The sequence below is a fragment of the Pantanalinema sp. genome, from assembly GCA_036704125.1.
GTDB lineage: Bacteria > Cyanobacteriota > Sericytochromatia > S15B-MN24 > UBA4093 > JAGIBK01.
The window spans coordinates 1-15,333 of record DATNQI010000043.1 but is presented as its reverse complement, the minus strand read 5'-3'; the positions used below and the strand labels follow the sequence as shown (position 1 = coordinate 15,333).

At 68.1% G+C, this 15,333-nt stretch carries 13 protein-coding genes; 3 read left to right on the top strand and 10 right to left on the bottom strand.

Features of this window, described 5'->3' with window-relative positions:
• From V6D00_06960 to V6D00_06940, 5 genes are all read right to left on the bottom strand, one after another.
• A partial coding sequence (locus V6D00_06960; GenBank protein HEY9898906.1) for a KGG domain-containing protein occupies window positions 1-211 on the bottom strand: 211 nt, incomplete at its 3' end.
• A 97-nt stretch (window positions 212-308) separates the two neighbouring features.
• On the bottom strand, window positions 309-1,154 hold the full coding sequence (locus V6D00_06955; protein ID HEY9898905.1) for a hypothetical protein: 846 nt from the start codon (window positions 1,152-1,154) through the stop codon (window positions 309-311).
• A 172-nt stretch (window positions 1,155-1,326) separates the two neighbouring features.
• Window positions 1,327-3,375: a methyl-accepting chemotaxis protein gene (locus tag V6D00_06950; protein HEY9898904.1), complete on the bottom strand. Its 2,049-nt coding sequence runs from the start codon at window positions 3,373-3,375 to the stop codon at window positions 1,327-1,329.
• A gap of 221 nt (window positions 3,376-3,596) precedes the next feature.
• Window positions 3,597-4,304, bottom strand: coding sequence for a DnaJ domain-containing protein (locus tag V6D00_06945; protein HEY9898903.1), 708 nt, complete (start codon window positions 4,302-4,304; stop codon window positions 3,597-3,599).
• Between the two features lie 9 nt (window positions 4,305-4,313).
• The gene (locus tag V6D00_06940; GenBank protein ID HEY9898902.1) at window positions 4,314-6,002 is read right to left on the bottom strand and encodes a M3 family oligoendopeptidase; all 1,689 of its coding nucleotides are present in this window, start codon (window positions 6,000-6,002) and stop codon (window positions 4,314-4,316) included.
• 419 nt (window positions 6,003-6,421) lie between these two features.
• Between V6D00_06940 and V6D00_06935 the strand changes: the two genes are divergently transcribed.
• Window positions 6,422-6,844 (top strand): hypothetical protein, encoded by a 423-nt coding sequence (locus V6D00_06935; protein ID HEY9898901.1) that lies wholly within the window; start codon window positions 6,422-6,424, stop codon window positions 6,842-6,844.
• On the opposite strand, the gene V6D00_06930 is transcribed toward V6D00_06935, so the two are convergent.
• On the bottom strand, window positions 6,805-7,347 hold the full coding sequence (locus tag V6D00_06930; protein HEY9898900.1) for a DUF2726 domain-containing protein: 543 nt from the start codon (window positions 7,345-7,347) through the stop codon (window positions 6,805-6,807). The two genes, V6D00_06935 and V6D00_06930, sit on opposite strands and share 40 nt — an antisense overlap.
• Before the next feature lie 91 nt (window positions 7,348-7,438).
• Here V6D00_06930 and V6D00_06925 point away from each other — a divergent pair, with 91 nt between their 5' ends.
• Entirely contained in the window at window positions 7,439-9,253 is a 1,815-nt protein-coding gene (locus V6D00_06925; GenBank protein HEY9898899.1) for an ABC transporter ATP-binding protein, read from the top strand.
• Window positions 9,254-9,867: 614 nt separating this feature from the next.
• Here V6D00_06925 and V6D00_06920 read toward each other — a convergent pair.
• A complete protein-coding gene (locus tag V6D00_06920; protein ID HEY9898898.1) occupies window positions 9,868-10,215 on the bottom strand; it encodes a hypothetical protein in 348 nt (115 codons plus the stop codon).
• The gene (gene tmk / locus V6D00_06915; GenBank protein ID HEY9898897.1) at window positions 10,212-10,895 is read right to left on the bottom strand and encodes a dTMP kinase; all 684 of its coding nucleotides are present in this window, start codon (window positions 10,893-10,895) and stop codon (window positions 10,212-10,214) included. The genes V6D00_06920 and tmk overlap by 4 nt, the downstream gene beginning before the upstream one ends.
• A 25-nt stretch (window positions 10,896-10,920) precedes the next feature.
• On the opposite strand from tmk, the gene V6D00_06910 reads away from it, so the two are divergent.
• Window positions 10,921-12,096 (top strand): class I SAM-dependent RNA methyltransferase, encoded by a 1,176-nt coding sequence (locus V6D00_06910; protein ID HEY9898896.1) that lies wholly within the window; start codon window positions 10,921-10,923, stop codon window positions 12,094-12,096.
• Between the two features lie 47 nt (window positions 12,097-12,143).
• Here V6D00_06910 and V6D00_06905 read toward each other — a convergent pair whose 3' ends face one another.
• The gene (locus V6D00_06905) at window positions 12,144-13,541 is read right to left on the bottom strand and encodes a hypothetical protein (protein HEY9898895.1); all 1,398 of its coding nucleotides are present in this window, start codon (window positions 13,539-13,541) and stop codon (window positions 12,144-12,146) included.
• A gap of 121 nt (window positions 13,542-13,662) precedes the next feature.
• Window positions 13,663-15,333: hypothetical protein (locus tag V6D00_06900; GenBank protein ID HEY9898894.1), on the bottom strand; the 1,671-nt coding region annotated here is incomplete at its 5' end.

Here is a 15,333-nt window from a genome sequence, read left to right as displayed (position 1 = left end):
TCTGGCCGCCCTTGTGGCCGATCTCGGCGTAGAACTCGGGGCCGTGGGTCTCGGCGGTCTTCTGGCCCCCCTTCTGGCCGATCTCGGCGTAGAACTCGTGGCCGTGGCTCTCGGCGGTCTTCTGGCCGCCCTTGCGGCCGGCCTCGCGGACGGTCATCGCCGCCTTCTCGGTGGGTTGCTTGGCGGTGGCCGGACGTTTCTTCTCGGTCATCTCTCCTCCTCCTGAGCAGGGGCTCGCGGCGGGGAAGGCTTTCCCCCGCCGCGACTCTAGCGCCCGTCCCGAGAGGAGACAACGCCCGCTCACGAGTCTAGACCGCCCACTTGCCTCCGCGGGCGAAGTGCTCACGGGCGAGCATGGCCTGGGTGGCCTCGGGCCGCCAGTAGCGCTGCTGCCGGATGAGCTGCTCCATGCGGTAGAGGCGCCTCAGGGGGGCCACGGAGCGGTACTGCCAGCAATCGGAGAGCGCCTGCTGCCAGAGCCCGCGCAGGTCCTCGCGCGCCTGGATGAAGTTGCCGAAGGAGAGGTTGAGCGCCCAGTACCGGCGGAACTGCGCCTCGTCGCTCGGCGCTTCGCCCTGGTGGCAGCGGGCGTCGTAGTCCATCACCACCGCGTGGCCGTCCTTCAGGGCGCCGTAGGCCCAGCGCTTGTCGGCGCTGACGGCGTCGGAGGTCTCGAAGGCCCGCGCTCGCCACGCGTCGCGGGCAAAGGCCGCGTTGGCGAAGTTGAGGCCGTAGTCGGGTGCCGCCAGGAAGTCGAGCAGGTCCTGGGCGTACCAGGGCGTCCGGAGCGAGGTGCGCGCGGGGTCGAAGTCGCACCCCGAGACCGCCGCCACCTTCGCCCGGGAGCTGAAGTGCCGGGTGAGCGCGAGCAGCCACCGGTCGTCGCGGGGCATCCAGGAGCCGTCCAGGGTCACGATCAGCTCGGTCTGGGCGCGGGCGAAGGCCACGTTGAGCATGGCGCTCGCGTTGCTGCCCGTGGGGAACTCGAGCAGCTCGACGGGGTACTCGGCCTGGGCGGCCGCCAGGTCCATCGGAGCCGAGGTGGTCGCGAGCACCACGTCGATGTCGCGGACGCTCTGGGAGTAGAGGCGCTGGATAAGGGGCATGGCCTTGAAGGCGGGACGGTCGGAGTGAACGACGATCGTGAGCTGCATGACGCTACCTCCCCTCGTGGCATGACGGCGCCGCCGGGTCGTGCCCCCCATCATGAGCGGGGAAGCGAGGGTAGCCGCTGTGCGCCCCTCACGGAGGTATTTGGCCATGTTGGACAAAGATCGAGGCCGGCCCGGTCAGAAACCGGGCCGGCCTCGATCGTCGCCAGGGGGCTTAGAGGCGCGCCGGGATGGCGAGGGGCCTCGGGGTCTGCTCGATGGCCACGCTCACCGTCGCGCCGAGCTGGAAGAAGCCGATGGCCTCTCGCAGGGCCGCGGCCTGCGCGTTGAGCTCGTCGGCCGCCCGGGAGACCTGCTCGGTCGCGCCGGCGGCGTCCTGGGCGCTCTTGCTGAGGCTCTCGACCGCGATCACGACCTGGTCGGCGCCCTGGCGCTGCTCGGTGGTGGCGTAGGAGACGGTGCGGGTGAGGTCGTTCATCTCGACCACCGCGCCGGTCACCTGCTGGTTGACGTCGGCCATGCGCTCGGAGGCGGTGACGATCTGGCTCGAGGCGCGCGCTTGCTCGCTCGTGGCCACCGTGACCTCGGAGAGCAGGTCGCTGACGCGCGTCGCTGCCTGCTTGATCCGGGCGAGGGCCTCGCCGGTGTTGTTCGCGAGCTGCACGCCCTGCTCGACCTTGTGCGCCCCCTCGCGGGTGACGTCGACGGCCTGCGAGGTCTCGTGCTGGATGCCCTTGATCAGCTCGCCGATCTCGCGGGTGGCCTTGGCGGAGCGCTCGGCGAGCTTGCGCACCTCGTCGGCGACCACCGCGAAGCCGCGACCGGCGTCCCCGGCGCGCGCCGCCTCGATGGCGGCGTTGAGCGCCAGAAGGTTGGTCTGCTCGGCGATGTCGTCGATCACCTCGACGATGGCGCCGATCTGGCCGGAGCGCTCGTCGAGGACCCGGATGGTCGTCTGGATGCCGTCCATGGTGCGGGCGATCTCGCCCATCCCCTCAGCGGTCCGCGCGACCGCCCCTTCGCCCTCGTTCGCGGCGCCGGCGGCCTCGGTGGCCACCTGGTTGGCGTGGGCGACGTTGCCCGAGGCCTGCTGGATGCTGGCGGCGAGCTCGGCGATGGCGCTCGAGGTCTGGGTGACGGCGGCCGCCAGCTCCTCGGACTGGCCCCGCAGCTGGTTGACCTTGCCGCCCAGGGTCTGGGCGCTGTGGTCGACCGACTGGATGTTGGCGGCCATCTGCTCCATCGCGGCCGACGTCTCCTCGGCGCTCGAGGCCTGCACCGAGGTCGTCTGACCCAGCCGGACGCTCGAGGAGCGGATCTGCTCGGCCTTTTCACCCACCTGCTCGGCGCTGGTCTGGATCCGGCCGGCGATGGCGCGCAGGCTCTCGATCATCGAGGCGATGGCGTTGCCGAACTGGTCGCGATCGCCCTTGGGCTTGAGGCTCCGGCTCAGGTCGCCGCGGCTCATGGCCTCGGCGATCCCCGCCACCTCCTTAAGGTAGCCGACCATCCCCTGGAAGTCGCGGGCCATCTGGCCGAGCTCGTCGTTCGAGCGCACCTCGACGCGCTGGTCCAGGTCGCCCGCGGCGATGCCGCGGACCGCCCGGGCGATCGTCTCGATGCCGCCGGCGAGGAGCTGGGCCACGTACAGCCCCAGCCCGAGGCCGATCAGGATCGCGGCGAGCAACACGCCCATGCTCAGGTTGCGGGAGAGGGCGGCGGCCCGGTCCACGCTCTCGGAGCGCTGCTTGGCCCGCTCGGTGGCGAGCTTCGAGGTCTCGTTGAGGGCCGCGATGGCCGTCTCGAACTTTCGCTTGGCGTTGCTGGTCATGTTGTGCCGGGCCATGACCGGGTCCCCGGCGAGGGCCAGCTCGAAGGTGCGCTCCTTGGCGGGGAGGTAGGCCCTGACCTCGCTCTCCAGGGTCTCGAGGTTGCTCTTGAGGTCCTGGTCGAGCGGGAGCTTCTGGTACTCCGAGAGCTGGGCGAGGATCTCGGTCTCTCGCGCGTGGCCCATGTCGACGCTCGCCTGCATGTCCTCGCGGCGCTCCTGGCTGACGATCACCGCGGCCGCGTACCGGAGCATCGCCAGGTCGAACTGGATCTTGGAGAGGTGGGTGAGACCCTTCATTTCGACCTGGTAGAGCTTCTTGGCCTCTTGCTGGGCGTTGTTCATGCCCAGGAGGCCGATTCCCCCCACGATCCCCATCAAGAGGAGGACGGCGGTGGTGTTGGCGAGTAACTTGGTCTTGATGCTCAGTCTCATCGAAACGCTCCTTCGAGAAGGCGATCGCGCTGTCCTGCCGCGCTCATGCGAACCGTTGCTCATGGTGAGCGGCGTCGGCGCGGAAAGGAAGAGACCATGGTCCCCGTGGGGTTGGGGAAATGGTCGTGTTTTGGCGCTTTGCGCCGGGTGCGATCGGCATAATACAGGCAATGAGATGTTTTTGGCGACAGTGATTTATCCGGATCGCGTCGTGGCGCGCCTTAGCCGCCCAAAATATCGCGAGCGCGCTGGAGATTTTTGATGTAGGCGTCGTCGAGGCCGGGCTGGCGATCGGGGTGCATGAGAAGGGAGAGCTTGCGGAAGCGCTGGCGGATCTCGTCGGAAGTGGCCTCGTCGCTCAGGTGCATCACGCCGAGCGCCCAGCTGCGCGAGCCCTCGATGCCGAGCGATCGCCGCGGCCCCGGCTGCCATCCGTCCAGGGGAAACCTGCGCCGCTCCTCGTCGAGCTTGGCATGCATCCGCGCCTCGATGGCGCGCTCGCGCTCGCGCATCAGCCGCTCGAAGGCCAGGCCCCGCTCCTCGGCCTCTTTCAGGGTCGCCTCGGCGCGCGAGGCCTCGCGCTCGAGAAGCTTCTTCTCGAAGTCCGAGCTCAGGCGCGCCGTGACGGCGGCCTCCCACGCGGTGCGCGCGCGCTCGAGCTCGGAGGCGGCGCGCGAGGCGGCCTCGGCCTCCCAGTTCTCGCGCTTGCGCTCGAGCTCGGCAGTGAGCCGCGCCGAGGCGGCGGCCTCCCCTTCCTGGAAGGCGGCCCTCACCTTGTCGGCGGCCACCCGGCTGCCGGCGTCGTGCCCCTCCATGCGGCCGGCCTCGAAGGCCGCCGCCAGGCGCCGGGCGATGGCCCCCTCCAGCTCGCCCAGAGGGGTATGGGCGAGCCAGTCGAGCTTCTGGTCGGGATCGTGCGCGTCGCTCATCCGGGTACGCTACAGCTCCAGTTCGGCCGCGATCGCCTCGACCGAGGGGGCGAACACCTCGGGATCGAAGGGCGAGACGAGGCCCGCCGAGGAGAAGATGTCGAGCAGCGACTGGCTGCCGCCGATCCGGCACAGCTCCATGTAGGTCGCCATGGCGGCCTTGCGGTCTTTCTCGGCCATGCGCCAGAGCTGGAGGGCGGCCGACTCGGCGATGGCGTAGTCGATGTAGTAGAAAGGATCGGCGAAGATGTGGGCCTGGCGCTTCCAGCGCACCGCCTTGTGGGCCTCGAGGCCCGAGAAGTCCACGCCGGGCAGGTACTCGTCCCACAGGCGATCCCACTCGGCGTCGCGCGCCTCGAGGGAATGCTCGGGGTGGGCGTAGACCCAGTGCTGGAAGGCGTCGACCACCGCGATGTAGGGCAGCATGGTGAGGGTGTCGATCAGCTTGAGCTTGCGGAACTTGCGGGCGTCCTCGGGCGAGAAGAAGGCGTCCAGCTCGTGCAGGGCCAGGAACTCCATGCCCATGGAGTGGATCTCGCAGGCCTCCATGCTCGGCCAGCGCAGCTCGAGCGGCACGATCCAGCGGCTCTCCCAGCCCTGGAAGGCGTGGCCCATCTCGTGGGTGAGGGTGCTGACGTCGTCCTCGTTGCCGGTGCTGTTGCAGAAGATGACGACCTGGTCGGTGTCGTCGAAGGAGGTGCAGAAGGCGCCCGGGCGCTTGCCGGGACGGTTCTCGAGGTCGATCAGGCCCTCTTTGGCCATGTGGCGGAAGTGGCCGCCGAGCTTGGGGTGCAGCCGGTCGAACAGCGCCTCGGCGCGCGCCATCTGCTCGCCGATGGGCGCGACCCCCGGCGGCAGCGAGAGGCCGGGGAAGAAGCTCATGTTCCACGGCTTGACGCTCGGAACCCCGAGCCATGCGGCCTGCTTGGCGCGCAGCTTCGCGAGCAGGGGCACGATGTGCCGCTTGATCCCTTCGCGGAAGGTCGCGACCTCCTGGGGGCCGTAGTCGAGGCGGCGCATCTTGCGGTAGCCGACCGGGATGAAGTCGGCCTCGCCCAGGTTCGTCGCCATGGCCTGGCGCAGGCGAACCAGACCCGAGTAGATGCCGTGGAACTCGGCGCCGTGGGCGAAGGTCCAGTCGGAGATGGCCTCCCAGGCGGCCTTTCGCTTGGTCTCCTCCGGATGGGTCAAGAGGGCGCCCGCGCGGCTCAGGGTCAGCGTCTCTCCGTCCACCTCGATCTCGGCGGTGCCCAGGGCGCGCTCGTAGCGGGTGGCAAGATCGCTCGCCTCGACGTTGAGCGGGATGTTGGGGGCGCAGAAGGCCTCCTGCTCGATCTGGAACTGGGAGAAGAGCAGGGTGCCGAAGCGCGCCTCGAGCGCCGCGCGCGAGGCGGAGGCGAGCACGGCCTCGCGGATCCGGGCGTCGTGCTCCTCGCTGACGGGGACGACCTCCTCGCGCATGACCCGGCTGGCCTCCTCGGCGGCCTGGTTCGAGACGTCCTGGGCCTCGGTGTAGACGCGGCGCGCGTGCTCCCCGGAGATCAAGCACTTCAGCGCGTTCCAGCGCAGGTAGAAGGCCTCCCACTGGGCGTCGCCCGACAGTCCCTCGAGCTCCTGCTCGAGGCGGGCGTAGGCCTTTCGCACGAAGTCGGGGGTGAAGACGGCGGGGCGCTCGAGGGAGGTTTGGGGCGCTGTCATCGGCCAAGGTCCTTTCCGAACGGGATTCGTAGGTTGGCGCGGGGGCGATCCCCCGCGCGGTTCGATATTCTACCGCTGCAGGCCGGCCGGCGGCAAACGATTCGTTAATCTTTACGCGCGCGCGCCCCACAAAGGTCGCAAGTTGGGCCCTCGATCCCCTATAATGGTTTAGTGACGCCATTCCCCATCGCTGGTAAGGGCTCACCCGGGCGCGCCCCATTTTTCGAACGACCGCGCTCGCCGATCTTTTTCGTCCAAACCGAGGTGGTGCGGCTGCTGAACATGGTTAGAATCTTGGCTAGAATCCTGCTGAGATGAACTCCAATCGTCGCCGATACCTGGTCGCATTCGCCCGCACCCCCTCTCACTCACCAGTTGCCCTACCCGCAAAATCACCTGTTCAAGGAGGCCATTTGAAGTTGAAGAGCAAAGAGCTACAGCCCGGGATGCTGGTCAAGGAGACCGACGCCGAGGGGCAGGCCCGCGTTTTCGTCGTGACCAAGCTGCTCGATCAGGACCGCTACTGCGGCCATGACGTGTTCTCTTGGGACGATTCGCTCGCCCAGGCCTGGACCGCCGAGCTCGCGGCCGATAACCCGAACGTGCGCTACGAGGTGGCGGACAACAAGCTCTGGTACGTCGAGGGCGAGAAGCGCACGCTGTGCATGACCCTGTTCGAGCTCGAGGGCGTCAAGTACTGCGTCGGCACCAACCTCCAGACCAACGAGGTCAGCTCCGCCGAGCCCTACGTGCCCTACGAGGAGCTTGGCAACAAGATCCGCCGATCCATGGTCTTCTTCGACTACAACAAGTCGACCTGGGTCCTGCTTCCCTCGGAGTAGCGCACCACATCCCTCACCCAGGCGAGCACTTCCTCGGCGGCGACGTCGAGGGGCTTGTCGGGGGAGATCGAGACCTTCAAGAGCGGGACGCCGGATTCGGCGATCGCGCTCTCTTTCATTTGGCGGTTCTCCTCCTCGAGGTAGGTGGCCTTTTCGCCGCCCTCGAGGAGGATCAGGCCCGCCGGGGCGAGGGTGTCGCGGTGCGCCAGCAGGAAGTCCACCGGGGCCTGGCGCATGCGGTGCCAGCCGGTGTGAGTCAGCCGCCCGGGGTCGAAGGCGGTCTCGAGGCGGGCCCTGGGGAAGATGGCGAGGTTCTCCCGGCCGGCGATCCCCTCGAGCAACGCGAAGACCCGGGCCTGATTCGGGTCCAGCAGCGCCTCCTTCGGGACGATCAGGGCCGGGAGGTCCTGGGCGACCAGCCCCCCTTCGGGGTCGCGCATGGCGACCAGCCCCAGCCCGATCAGGCCGGCGATGATGAGGGCTCCGAGGATTCCGATGATCATGGGCGTGGTTCCAGTTCCGAGGGGATGGTGACTGCCGCGAGCGGCCACCCCCATCATACCCGCCGGGCGGCGGAAGAAGAAAGGGCACGGCGTGACAGGAGGAGGCGGGTTCCACGGGGCCTGGCGGATCGGGGCCGAAACCGAGCGGGCGACACTTTCCTGGGAGCACCTGCTTCGGATCGCGCGCTACTTCAAGCCCTACCGGGGCCTCGTGGCGGTCACCCTCGGGGTGGTGGCCGTCTCGGCGCTGCTGGGTTTGATCCCCCCGCTCCTGCTGCGCACCCTGATCGACGACGCCCTGCCGCACGGTAACCTGGTCCTGGTCAACTGGCTCGCGCTCGGGATGATCCTTTCGCCTTTGGCCGCGGGCCTCTTGGGGGTGCTCGAGACCTTCCTCGACGAGAAGATCAGCCAGGGCATCATGCTCGATCTGCGGCTTTCCCTGTTCTCGCGCCTGCAGCAGCAGACCATGGCCTACTTCACGGCGACGCGCCCGGGCGAGATCACCAGCCGCCTCAACAACGACGTCAACGACCTGCAGGATGTCTTCTCCGACACGGTCGTGGCCATCTCCAACAACCTGTTCATCGTCCTGTCGACCCTGGTGGTGGTGTTCACCCTTAACTGGCGCCTTTCCCTGCTTGCGATCGCCATCCTGCCCCTCTTCATCCTGCCGGCGCGCTGGGTGGGCCGCATCCGCCAGGGGATCGTCACCCGCTCGCAGGAGAGGAAGGCCGACCTCACCTCCTACGTGCAGGACGCCATGAGCATCAACGGCTTCTTGATGCGGCGGGTGTTCGGGAACCGCGCGCGCGAGCGCGACGCCTACGCCGGCCTCAGCCGGAGCCTGCGCGACATCCAGATCAGGCGATCGCTCATCTGGCGCTGGTTCACCCTGACGCTCGGCCTCTTCTCGGCCCTGGGCCCCGCCATCATCTACTGGTACGGCGCGCACCTGATCGTGGAGGGGACGCTGACGGTGGGGACCATCGTGGCGTTCGTCGCCTACCTGGGCCGGCTCTACGGTCCGGTCTCGGCGCTCGCGAACGTGCACGTCGAGGTCATGTCGGCGCTGGCTGTCTTCGAGCGCCTGTTCGCGGTCCTGGACCTGGTGCCGAGCGTCCAGGACCGGCCGGGCGCCAGGGCGATCGCTTCGAGCGAGGGGCGCCTCGCCTTCGAGCAAGTGGGCTTCAAGTACCGGCCGGATCGGCCCCTGCTCGAGGGCGTCTCGTTCGAGGCGAAGCCAGGCGAGCTGGTGGCGCTGGTGGGGCCCTCGGGGGCGGGAAAGTCCACGATCAGCTACTTGATCCCGCGCTTCTACGACCCGACCGAGGGGCGGGTGCTGCTGGACGGCACGGACCTGCGGGACATCACCCTCGAGAGCCTGGAGGCCCAGATCGGGGTGGTGACCCAGGAGCCCTTCCTCTTCCATACCAGCATCAAGGACAACCTGCGCTACGCCAAGCCCGACGCCACCGACGAGGAGCTGGTCGAGGCCTGCCGCTCGGCCAACATCCACGAGATGATAGCGCGCCTCCCCGAGGGCTACGACACGCTGGTGGGCGAGCGGGGCTATCGCCTGTCGGGCGGCGAGAAGCAGCGCCTGGCCCTCGCGCGGGTGATCCTCAAGTCGCCGCGCTTGCTGATCCTGGACGAGGCCACCTCGGCCCTCGACTCCCACTCGGAGGCCCTGATCCAGGCCGCGCTCACCCCCCTGATGCAGGGGCGCACGACGGTCGCGATCGCGCACCGCCTCTCGACCATCCTGCACGCGGACCAGATCCTGGTGATCGATCAGGGCCGGGTCGTCGAGCGGGGAAGGCACGCGGAGCTGCTCGCGAAGGGCGGGCTTTACGCCAAGCTCTACCGCGAGCAGTTCCTGGAGAAACAAGGCGGCAAGTCGTAGAGCACAGCCTCCCGGGTGCAGGGCGGCTTCCTGGGAGCGCCGGCCTCTGGCCGGCCCCCGTCGGTGCCTCGCTTTTTGCGTAAGCCTTGCCATTCCCCCGATCCAACCATTCCTCGATGCGCTTTCGCCGTTCTGCATCGGCCTGGCCTTGGGGCATGTCAGCAAGTTCCCGTTCGAGTTGAGTCAAGACAGAGGCTGGCAAGGATCCCGCCAGGCGAACGGTCAGCGATTGTGGTGCCGTACCGCTTTCAAAGTGTGGCAGGTAACCCCGTGACCGCCACGGCGAACTCTGAAATCGATCGGGGATGCGCTTGAATGTCATCGCATGCCCTGAACCCGCCCGAAAGGCGAGGGGATGTCGACTCCTGGTTAATGATTTCGACTGGGAGTCATTATGACATGAGAGGCGCGATGATTTGGAAAGGTTTCCCGGGGATGAGCTCTGAAGAGCTGGGTGGCGGGGACTTGCTCCTCTTGCCTGTTTCCACGGCCATAGGCCTGGGTCTGGCTTGGGGTCAGTTCTCGCGCCCCCGGAGGTTCACGTCTGGGAGCCGGCGAGGACGCCGGCGCTCCCAGGACCTGGGAGCATCACTTGTCGCAGCTTGCACAGGGAGTCAGATGTCGCCGGTGCGCCCCCGCGACGCGTCGAGCGGGCTACGGCGGAAGACCTCGACGCGGGGCGGGCCTTCGAGAAGCTCGCGCCACCGCTTCAGCAGGGCGGCCTGCGCCGGATCCGAGGTGAGGGCGGCTTCGCCCGCCCGATAAGCCGCCTCGTCCCGGTAGTAGAAAACCTCGTCGAACACCTCGGGATCCGTCGCGGAGACGTAGACGGCTCCTTTGCAGGCGCCGCTCGCCTCGAACACTGGGAACGCATCCTGGACGTAGGCGGCGAAGGCCGCGTGGTGCTCCTGCCTGATCCGGATGTGAAGGTGGAGGATCACCTCGGCGTCGTCGAGGGTCATGATTCGCGCTCTCTTGCGGGGGACTCGGAGCGATGAGATCCCCCCACCCCCAACCCCGCCCCACCGGGGGGCGGGGAGAGGCGGGCGAGGACATGCGCGCGCACCTCGCCCGTGACCGCCTCCAGGTCCCGGCTCGCATCGATGCGCACGATGTTGTCGTCGGGCATGGCCGCGAAGATCGCCCGTACCTTCGCCAGGAAGTCCTCCTGCTCGTAGCCCTGGTTGTTCGTCTCGCCGCGGCCGCCGCGGATGCGGCCGATGCCGGTGGCGGGCGATGCGTCGAGCATGATCACCAGGTCGGGCTTCGGGAAGTGGGCATTGAGCGCGCGGATCCGCTCGGGGTCGATCCCGAGCGCGCCCTGGTAGGCCATGTTCGAGTAATAGTAGCGATCCACCAGGACCACCTCCCCGGCCTCGAGGGCGGGCAGGATGTTCTCGCGCACGTCCAGCTCTCGGTCCTTGAGGAAGAGATTCACCTCCTCGTCAGGTGAGATGCCGTCGCGGCCCTCCTGGGCGATGCGCCGGATCTCGCGGCCGTAGACGCTGTCGGTCGGCTCGCGGGTCCGCTTGACGTCGAAGCCCCGGGCCGCGAGGAACTGCTCGAGCTGGGCGAGCTGGGTGGATTTGCCCATCCCGTCGATGCCCTCGACGGCGATGAAGAGACCTTTTTGCTTGTTCATGGTGGTTCAATGCTACCATAGTGGGATGAAAAACGACCTGACCCTTGTGGCGACCACGGCCTTCGGCCTCGAATCTCTCGCCGCCCACGAACTCAGAGCCCTCGGCTACGAAGACGTCAAAGTCGAGAACGGCAAGGCCACGTTCCAGGCCGACTGGACGGGCGTCGCCCGCGCCAACACCTGGCTGCGGACCGCCGAGCGGGTCCTGATCAAGCTGGGCGAGTTCCCGGCGCGCACCTTCGACGAGCTGTTCGACCAGACCAAGGCCCTGCCCTGGGAGGAGTTCATGCCCGAGGACGCCATGTTCCCCGTCGAGGGCAAGAGCATCCAGAGCCAGCTCTCGAGCGTTCCCGCCTGCCAGGGGGTGGTCAAGAAGGCCATCGTCGAGGCCATGAAGCGCCGCTACAAGCGCGAGCAATTCGCCGAGACCGGGGCGCGCTACCGCATCCTGGTGGCCCTTCACAAGGACGTGGCCACCCTCACCCTCGACACCACGGGCATCGGGCTGCACAAGCGCGGCTACCGCAAGCTCACGGCCCCCGCTCCGCTCAAGGAGACCATGGCCGCGGCCCTGGTGACGCTCAGCCGCTGGCACCCCGATCGCTACTTCATCGACCCGTTCTGCGGCTCGGGCACCATCCCCATCGAGGCGGGCCTCATGGCGCGCAACATGGCCCCCGGCCTGAACCGCGACTTCGACGCGTCGGACTGGCGGGTCGTCCCGCGCTCGGTCTGGCAAGATGCCCAGCAGGAGGCCCGGGACCTGGTGCGCCGGGACGTGGAGATCCGGGGCATCTACGGCTCGGACATCAGCGCCGAGGTGCTCAGCACGGCGCGCTACCACGCCAGGGAGGCCGGCCTCGAGCAGGACATCTTCTTCGAGAAGAAGGCGCTCAAGGACTTCCAGACCAAGAAGAAGTACGGCACCATCATCACCAACCCGCCCTACGGCGAGCGCCTGGGGGACAAGCCCGAGGTCGATCAGCTCTACCGCGAGATGGGCAAGGTCTTCGCGCCCCTGGACACCTGGGGCATCTACGTCCTGACCCCACACGTGGGTTTCGAGCGCCTCTTCGACCGGGTCGCCCACAAGAAGCGCAAGCTCTACAACGGCAACATCCGCTGCGACCTGTACCAGTACTTCGGCAAGCGGCCGCCGCGCGAGCGACCCGAGGGCGAGGCCGAGCCCGAATCGCCCTGAACGCCAGAATCCCCCCGAAGACTGCTTCGGGGGGATTCTCTTCGAGATTATAGGGCGCGCATGAAGGCCGTGAGGTCCTTCTTCTCGGCGGCGGTGAGCTTGGTCTCCAGCACGATGTTGAAGAACTCGACCGTGTCCTCGAGGGTCAGCAGCCTGCCGTCGTGCATGTAGGGCGGGGAGTCCTTGATGCCGCGCAGCGGGAAGGTCTTGATGGGCCCGTCGGCCGAGGCCATCATGCCGTTGATCAGCTGCGGCTTGTAGAAGCGCTCGGCCTTCAGGTTGTGCATGAGGTTGTCGGTGTAGTAGGGAGCCGCATGGCAGGTGGCACACTGCCCCTTGCCGAAGAAGACCGCCTGGCCTCGTAGCTCCGACTCGCTCGCCTTGGCCGGGTCCAGCTTGCCGTCGAAGCGGAGCCTGGGGGCCGGCGGGAAGTCCAGGATCTCCTGGAACTCGGCCATGTCGTGCACCTGGTGGCCGCGATCGAGGATGTTGATCCCCTTCTTGGTGGCGATCACCGGGTCGCCGTCGAAGTAGGCGGCGCGCTGCTCGAACTCGGTGAAGTCCTCGATGGTCTTGAGCGCCCGCTGGGAGCCGAAGAGGCGCTGGATGTTGACGCCCCGGAGCGTGGGGGTCTCGATGCGGTGGCGGAACTCCTGCGGGCGGATGTCACCCACCAGGTGGGCCGCTCCGTTGGTGTGGCCGTTCACGTGGCACTCGAAGCAGCTGACGCCCATGCTCGGCTGCGCGGAGCGGCGGTCCTCGGTCAGGTTGAACTGCTGCTGAGGGAAGGGCGTGACGAGCAGGCGCAGCCCCTCGAGCTGCTTGGGGTTGAGGACCCCGTTGAACAGCTCGTAGTAGTTCTGGGTGGTGACGACCTTGCCCTTGGAGACGTCGCCGAGGTCCGGGCGCGTCGTCAGGTAGATGGCCGCGGGGAACTCGGGCAGGAACTGGTCGGGGAGGTCGAACTCCAGGTCGAAGCGCGTCAGGTCACGCCCGGTCTGCTTCTTGATCTCGTCGATGTGGAACTTGGGGAAGACCATGCCCCCTTCCGGGTGGTTGGGGTGGGGCAGGGGCATGAAGCCCGCCGGGAACAGGTCGCGGTCGCGGACCTGATCGGGGCTCAAGGAGGCGAGCTGCTCCCAGTTGACGCCGGTGGGCAGCTTGACGCGCACCCCTTCCTGGATCGCCTTGCCGCGCGACATGGTGACCCCCTTGGCGGGGCGGTTGGCCAGGTCGTAGCGGCTGCGCAGCAGGTCCGCCTGGCGGTTCATGACCTTGGTCTTGTCCGCCTGCATGCGCTTCATGACGGACTCGAACTTTTCCTTGATGACCACCGGGCTGTAGCTGGAGGGGACCTCCTGGGCCAGGGCGATGCCGGACAGGCAGGTGACGGCCCCGGCGATCCCAAGCAGGCTTCCTGCAAGCCATCTGCGACGGTTCTTCATGGCGGCTCCTTTTCAGCGGCAATTAGAAGGTTGCTTAATTTTAGTTGATTAAGATAATTCAAGCAATCGATCGCAAGAATCCCCCCTCCGGGCCCGGAGGGGGGATTCTTGCGATCCCGGCCTACTTGGAGAGCTTGCTCAGCACCTGAACCACCATGTGCATGCGGTGCGAGAGGGCATCCTGGGTCTCGCGCATGGCCTCGAGGCTCGCCTTCAGGGCCGCGTTCTCTTGCTCGAGGGCGGCGAGTGCCTGGCCCTGAGTGGATTGCAAGCTGCCGAGCTCCTCCTGGATCCAGGTCTCGGTTCGCGTGGCCGCTGCGGTGTTGGCGTCGAGGGCCTGCGCCAGCATGCGGCTCTGCTCGGCGAGTTGCTGGACCAGCCCCGTCAGGTCGTCGACTTTGCCCACGAGCGCCGGGTCCTGGCGCTCGGCGCCGACGTCCTGATGCAGCTTGGTGAGCTGGGAGAGCGCGGCGTTCAAGGCTTCTTGCTGGCGGCCGTGCGCGAGCGCGAGGCCCTCCAGCCGGCCCTTGATCCCCCCCAGCTCGCCGCTCAGGCGCTGGCTGTCCGCTTGGCTCCGCAGGCTCTGCTCGATTTTCGCTTCCACGCCGTCGATCGCCCGCTGCGCCTGCTCGAAGCGCTGATTGGCGAGCGCCTCGACCGCCCCGGTGCGGGCGGCGAGGTCCTCGATCTTCCCGAGAAAGCGCCCTTCGGTCTCCTGGAGGCGCTTGTCGATGGCGCCCTGCTCGCGCTTCAGCTCGTCGCCGAGGCCCCGCAGGCCGGCGTCGGCCTCCTTGATGAGCGAGTCCAGGTGCCCCTGGGCGCTGTCCCAGCGCTCATCGACCTGCCTGAGCCCCTCTTCGAGGGAGTCGAGGCGATTTCCCAGGGGCTCGAGCCCCTCTTCGAGGGAGTCGAGGCGATTTCCCAGGGGCTTGAACCCCTCTGCGAGGGAGTCGAGGCGATTACCCAGGGGCTCGAGCCCCTCTTCGAGGGATCCCAGACGCGCTTCGATTGCCGCGTGACGCTTGTCGCTCGACTCGTGACGGACCGCGAGGGCCGCGGCCTCCGCCTGCATCGCCTGCACCTGCTCGGAATACGCGGCCATGCGAGGCTCGAAGGCCTCGAGGCGCGCTTCGAGCGCGCCAGCGCGCTCGTCCAGGACGAGGACGGGCGCAACGTCGCGCCGCAGCGCGGGGATGGCCTCGTCGGCGATCGCCGCCAGCTCGGTCATCAGGGTCTCGAGATCGGTCTGGTGCCCTTCCTGCGCGGCGGCGAGCTCCGCGCGCAGCTCCAAGAGGGTCGTCTCGAGCAGGTCCAGGCCCGAGGCGACCCGCTGCTCGGCGGCTTCCATCAGGCGGGAATCGAGCGTCTCGAGCCGGGAAGTGAGGTCAAGGACGAAGCCGTCCACGCGCCGGGCGACCTCGCCGCGCACCGCTTCGATCTCGGTGCGCAGGCGCGGCAGGGCCTGCGCGACGGCGGCGTCCAGGTCGTCCCTGAGGCGCTCGAAGGCGAGCTGCTGCTCGGCGAGGGTCTCGCGGGTCCGCGCCTCACCCCCCGCCATGTCGTCGCGGAGGCCGGCTGCGAGAGCGACCAGGCGCTCGTCCAGCTCCGCGCGGTAGGCGCCCACCCGATCCTCGAAACCCCGCAGGGCCTCCTCGAGGCGGCCGGCGTGCACGCTCGCGGCGGCGATCTCGTCGGCGAAGCGCTCGGCGGTGCTCTGGACGAGCAGCTCGACGTCGCGAACGGCCTTCGCCTGCGCCCGCAGGTCGCCGCCGATTTCCGCTTCGGCCTGGGC

Coding starts and splice junctions, on each gene's coding strand:
- V6D00_06955 (HEY9898905.1), bottom strand. CDS start 1,154: ATGCAGCTCACGATCGTCGTTCACTCCGACCGTCCCGCCTTCAAGGCC.
- V6D00_06950 (HEY9898904.1), bottom strand. CDS start 3,375: ATGAGACTGAGCATCAAGACCAAGTTACTCGCCAACACCACCGCCGTC.
- V6D00_06945 (HEY9898903.1), bottom strand. CDS start 4,304: ATGAGCGACGCGCACGATCCCGACCAGAAGCTCGACTGGCTCGCCCAT.
- V6D00_06940 (HEY9898902.1), bottom strand. CDS start 6,002: ATGACAGCGCCCCAAACCTCCCTCGAGCGCCCCGCCGTCTTCACCCCC.
- V6D00_06930 (HEY9898900.1), bottom strand. CDS start 7,347: ATGATCATCGGAATCCTCGGAGCCCTCATCATCGCCGGCCTGATCGGG.
- V6D00_06920 (HEY9898898.1), bottom strand. CDS start 10,215: ATGACCCTCGACGACGCCGAGGTGATCCTCCACCTTCACATCCGGATC.
- tmk (HEY9898897.1), bottom strand. CDS start 10,895: ATGAACAAGCAAAAAGGTCTCTTCATCGCCGTCGAGGGCATCGACGGG.
- V6D00_06910 (HEY9898896.1), top strand. CDS start 10,921: ATGAAAAACGACCTGACCCTTGTGGCGACCACGGCCTTCGGCCTCGAA.
- V6D00_06905 (HEY9898895.1), bottom strand. CDS start 13,541: ATGAAGAACCGTCGCAGATGGCTTGCAGGAAGCCTGCTTGGGATCGCC.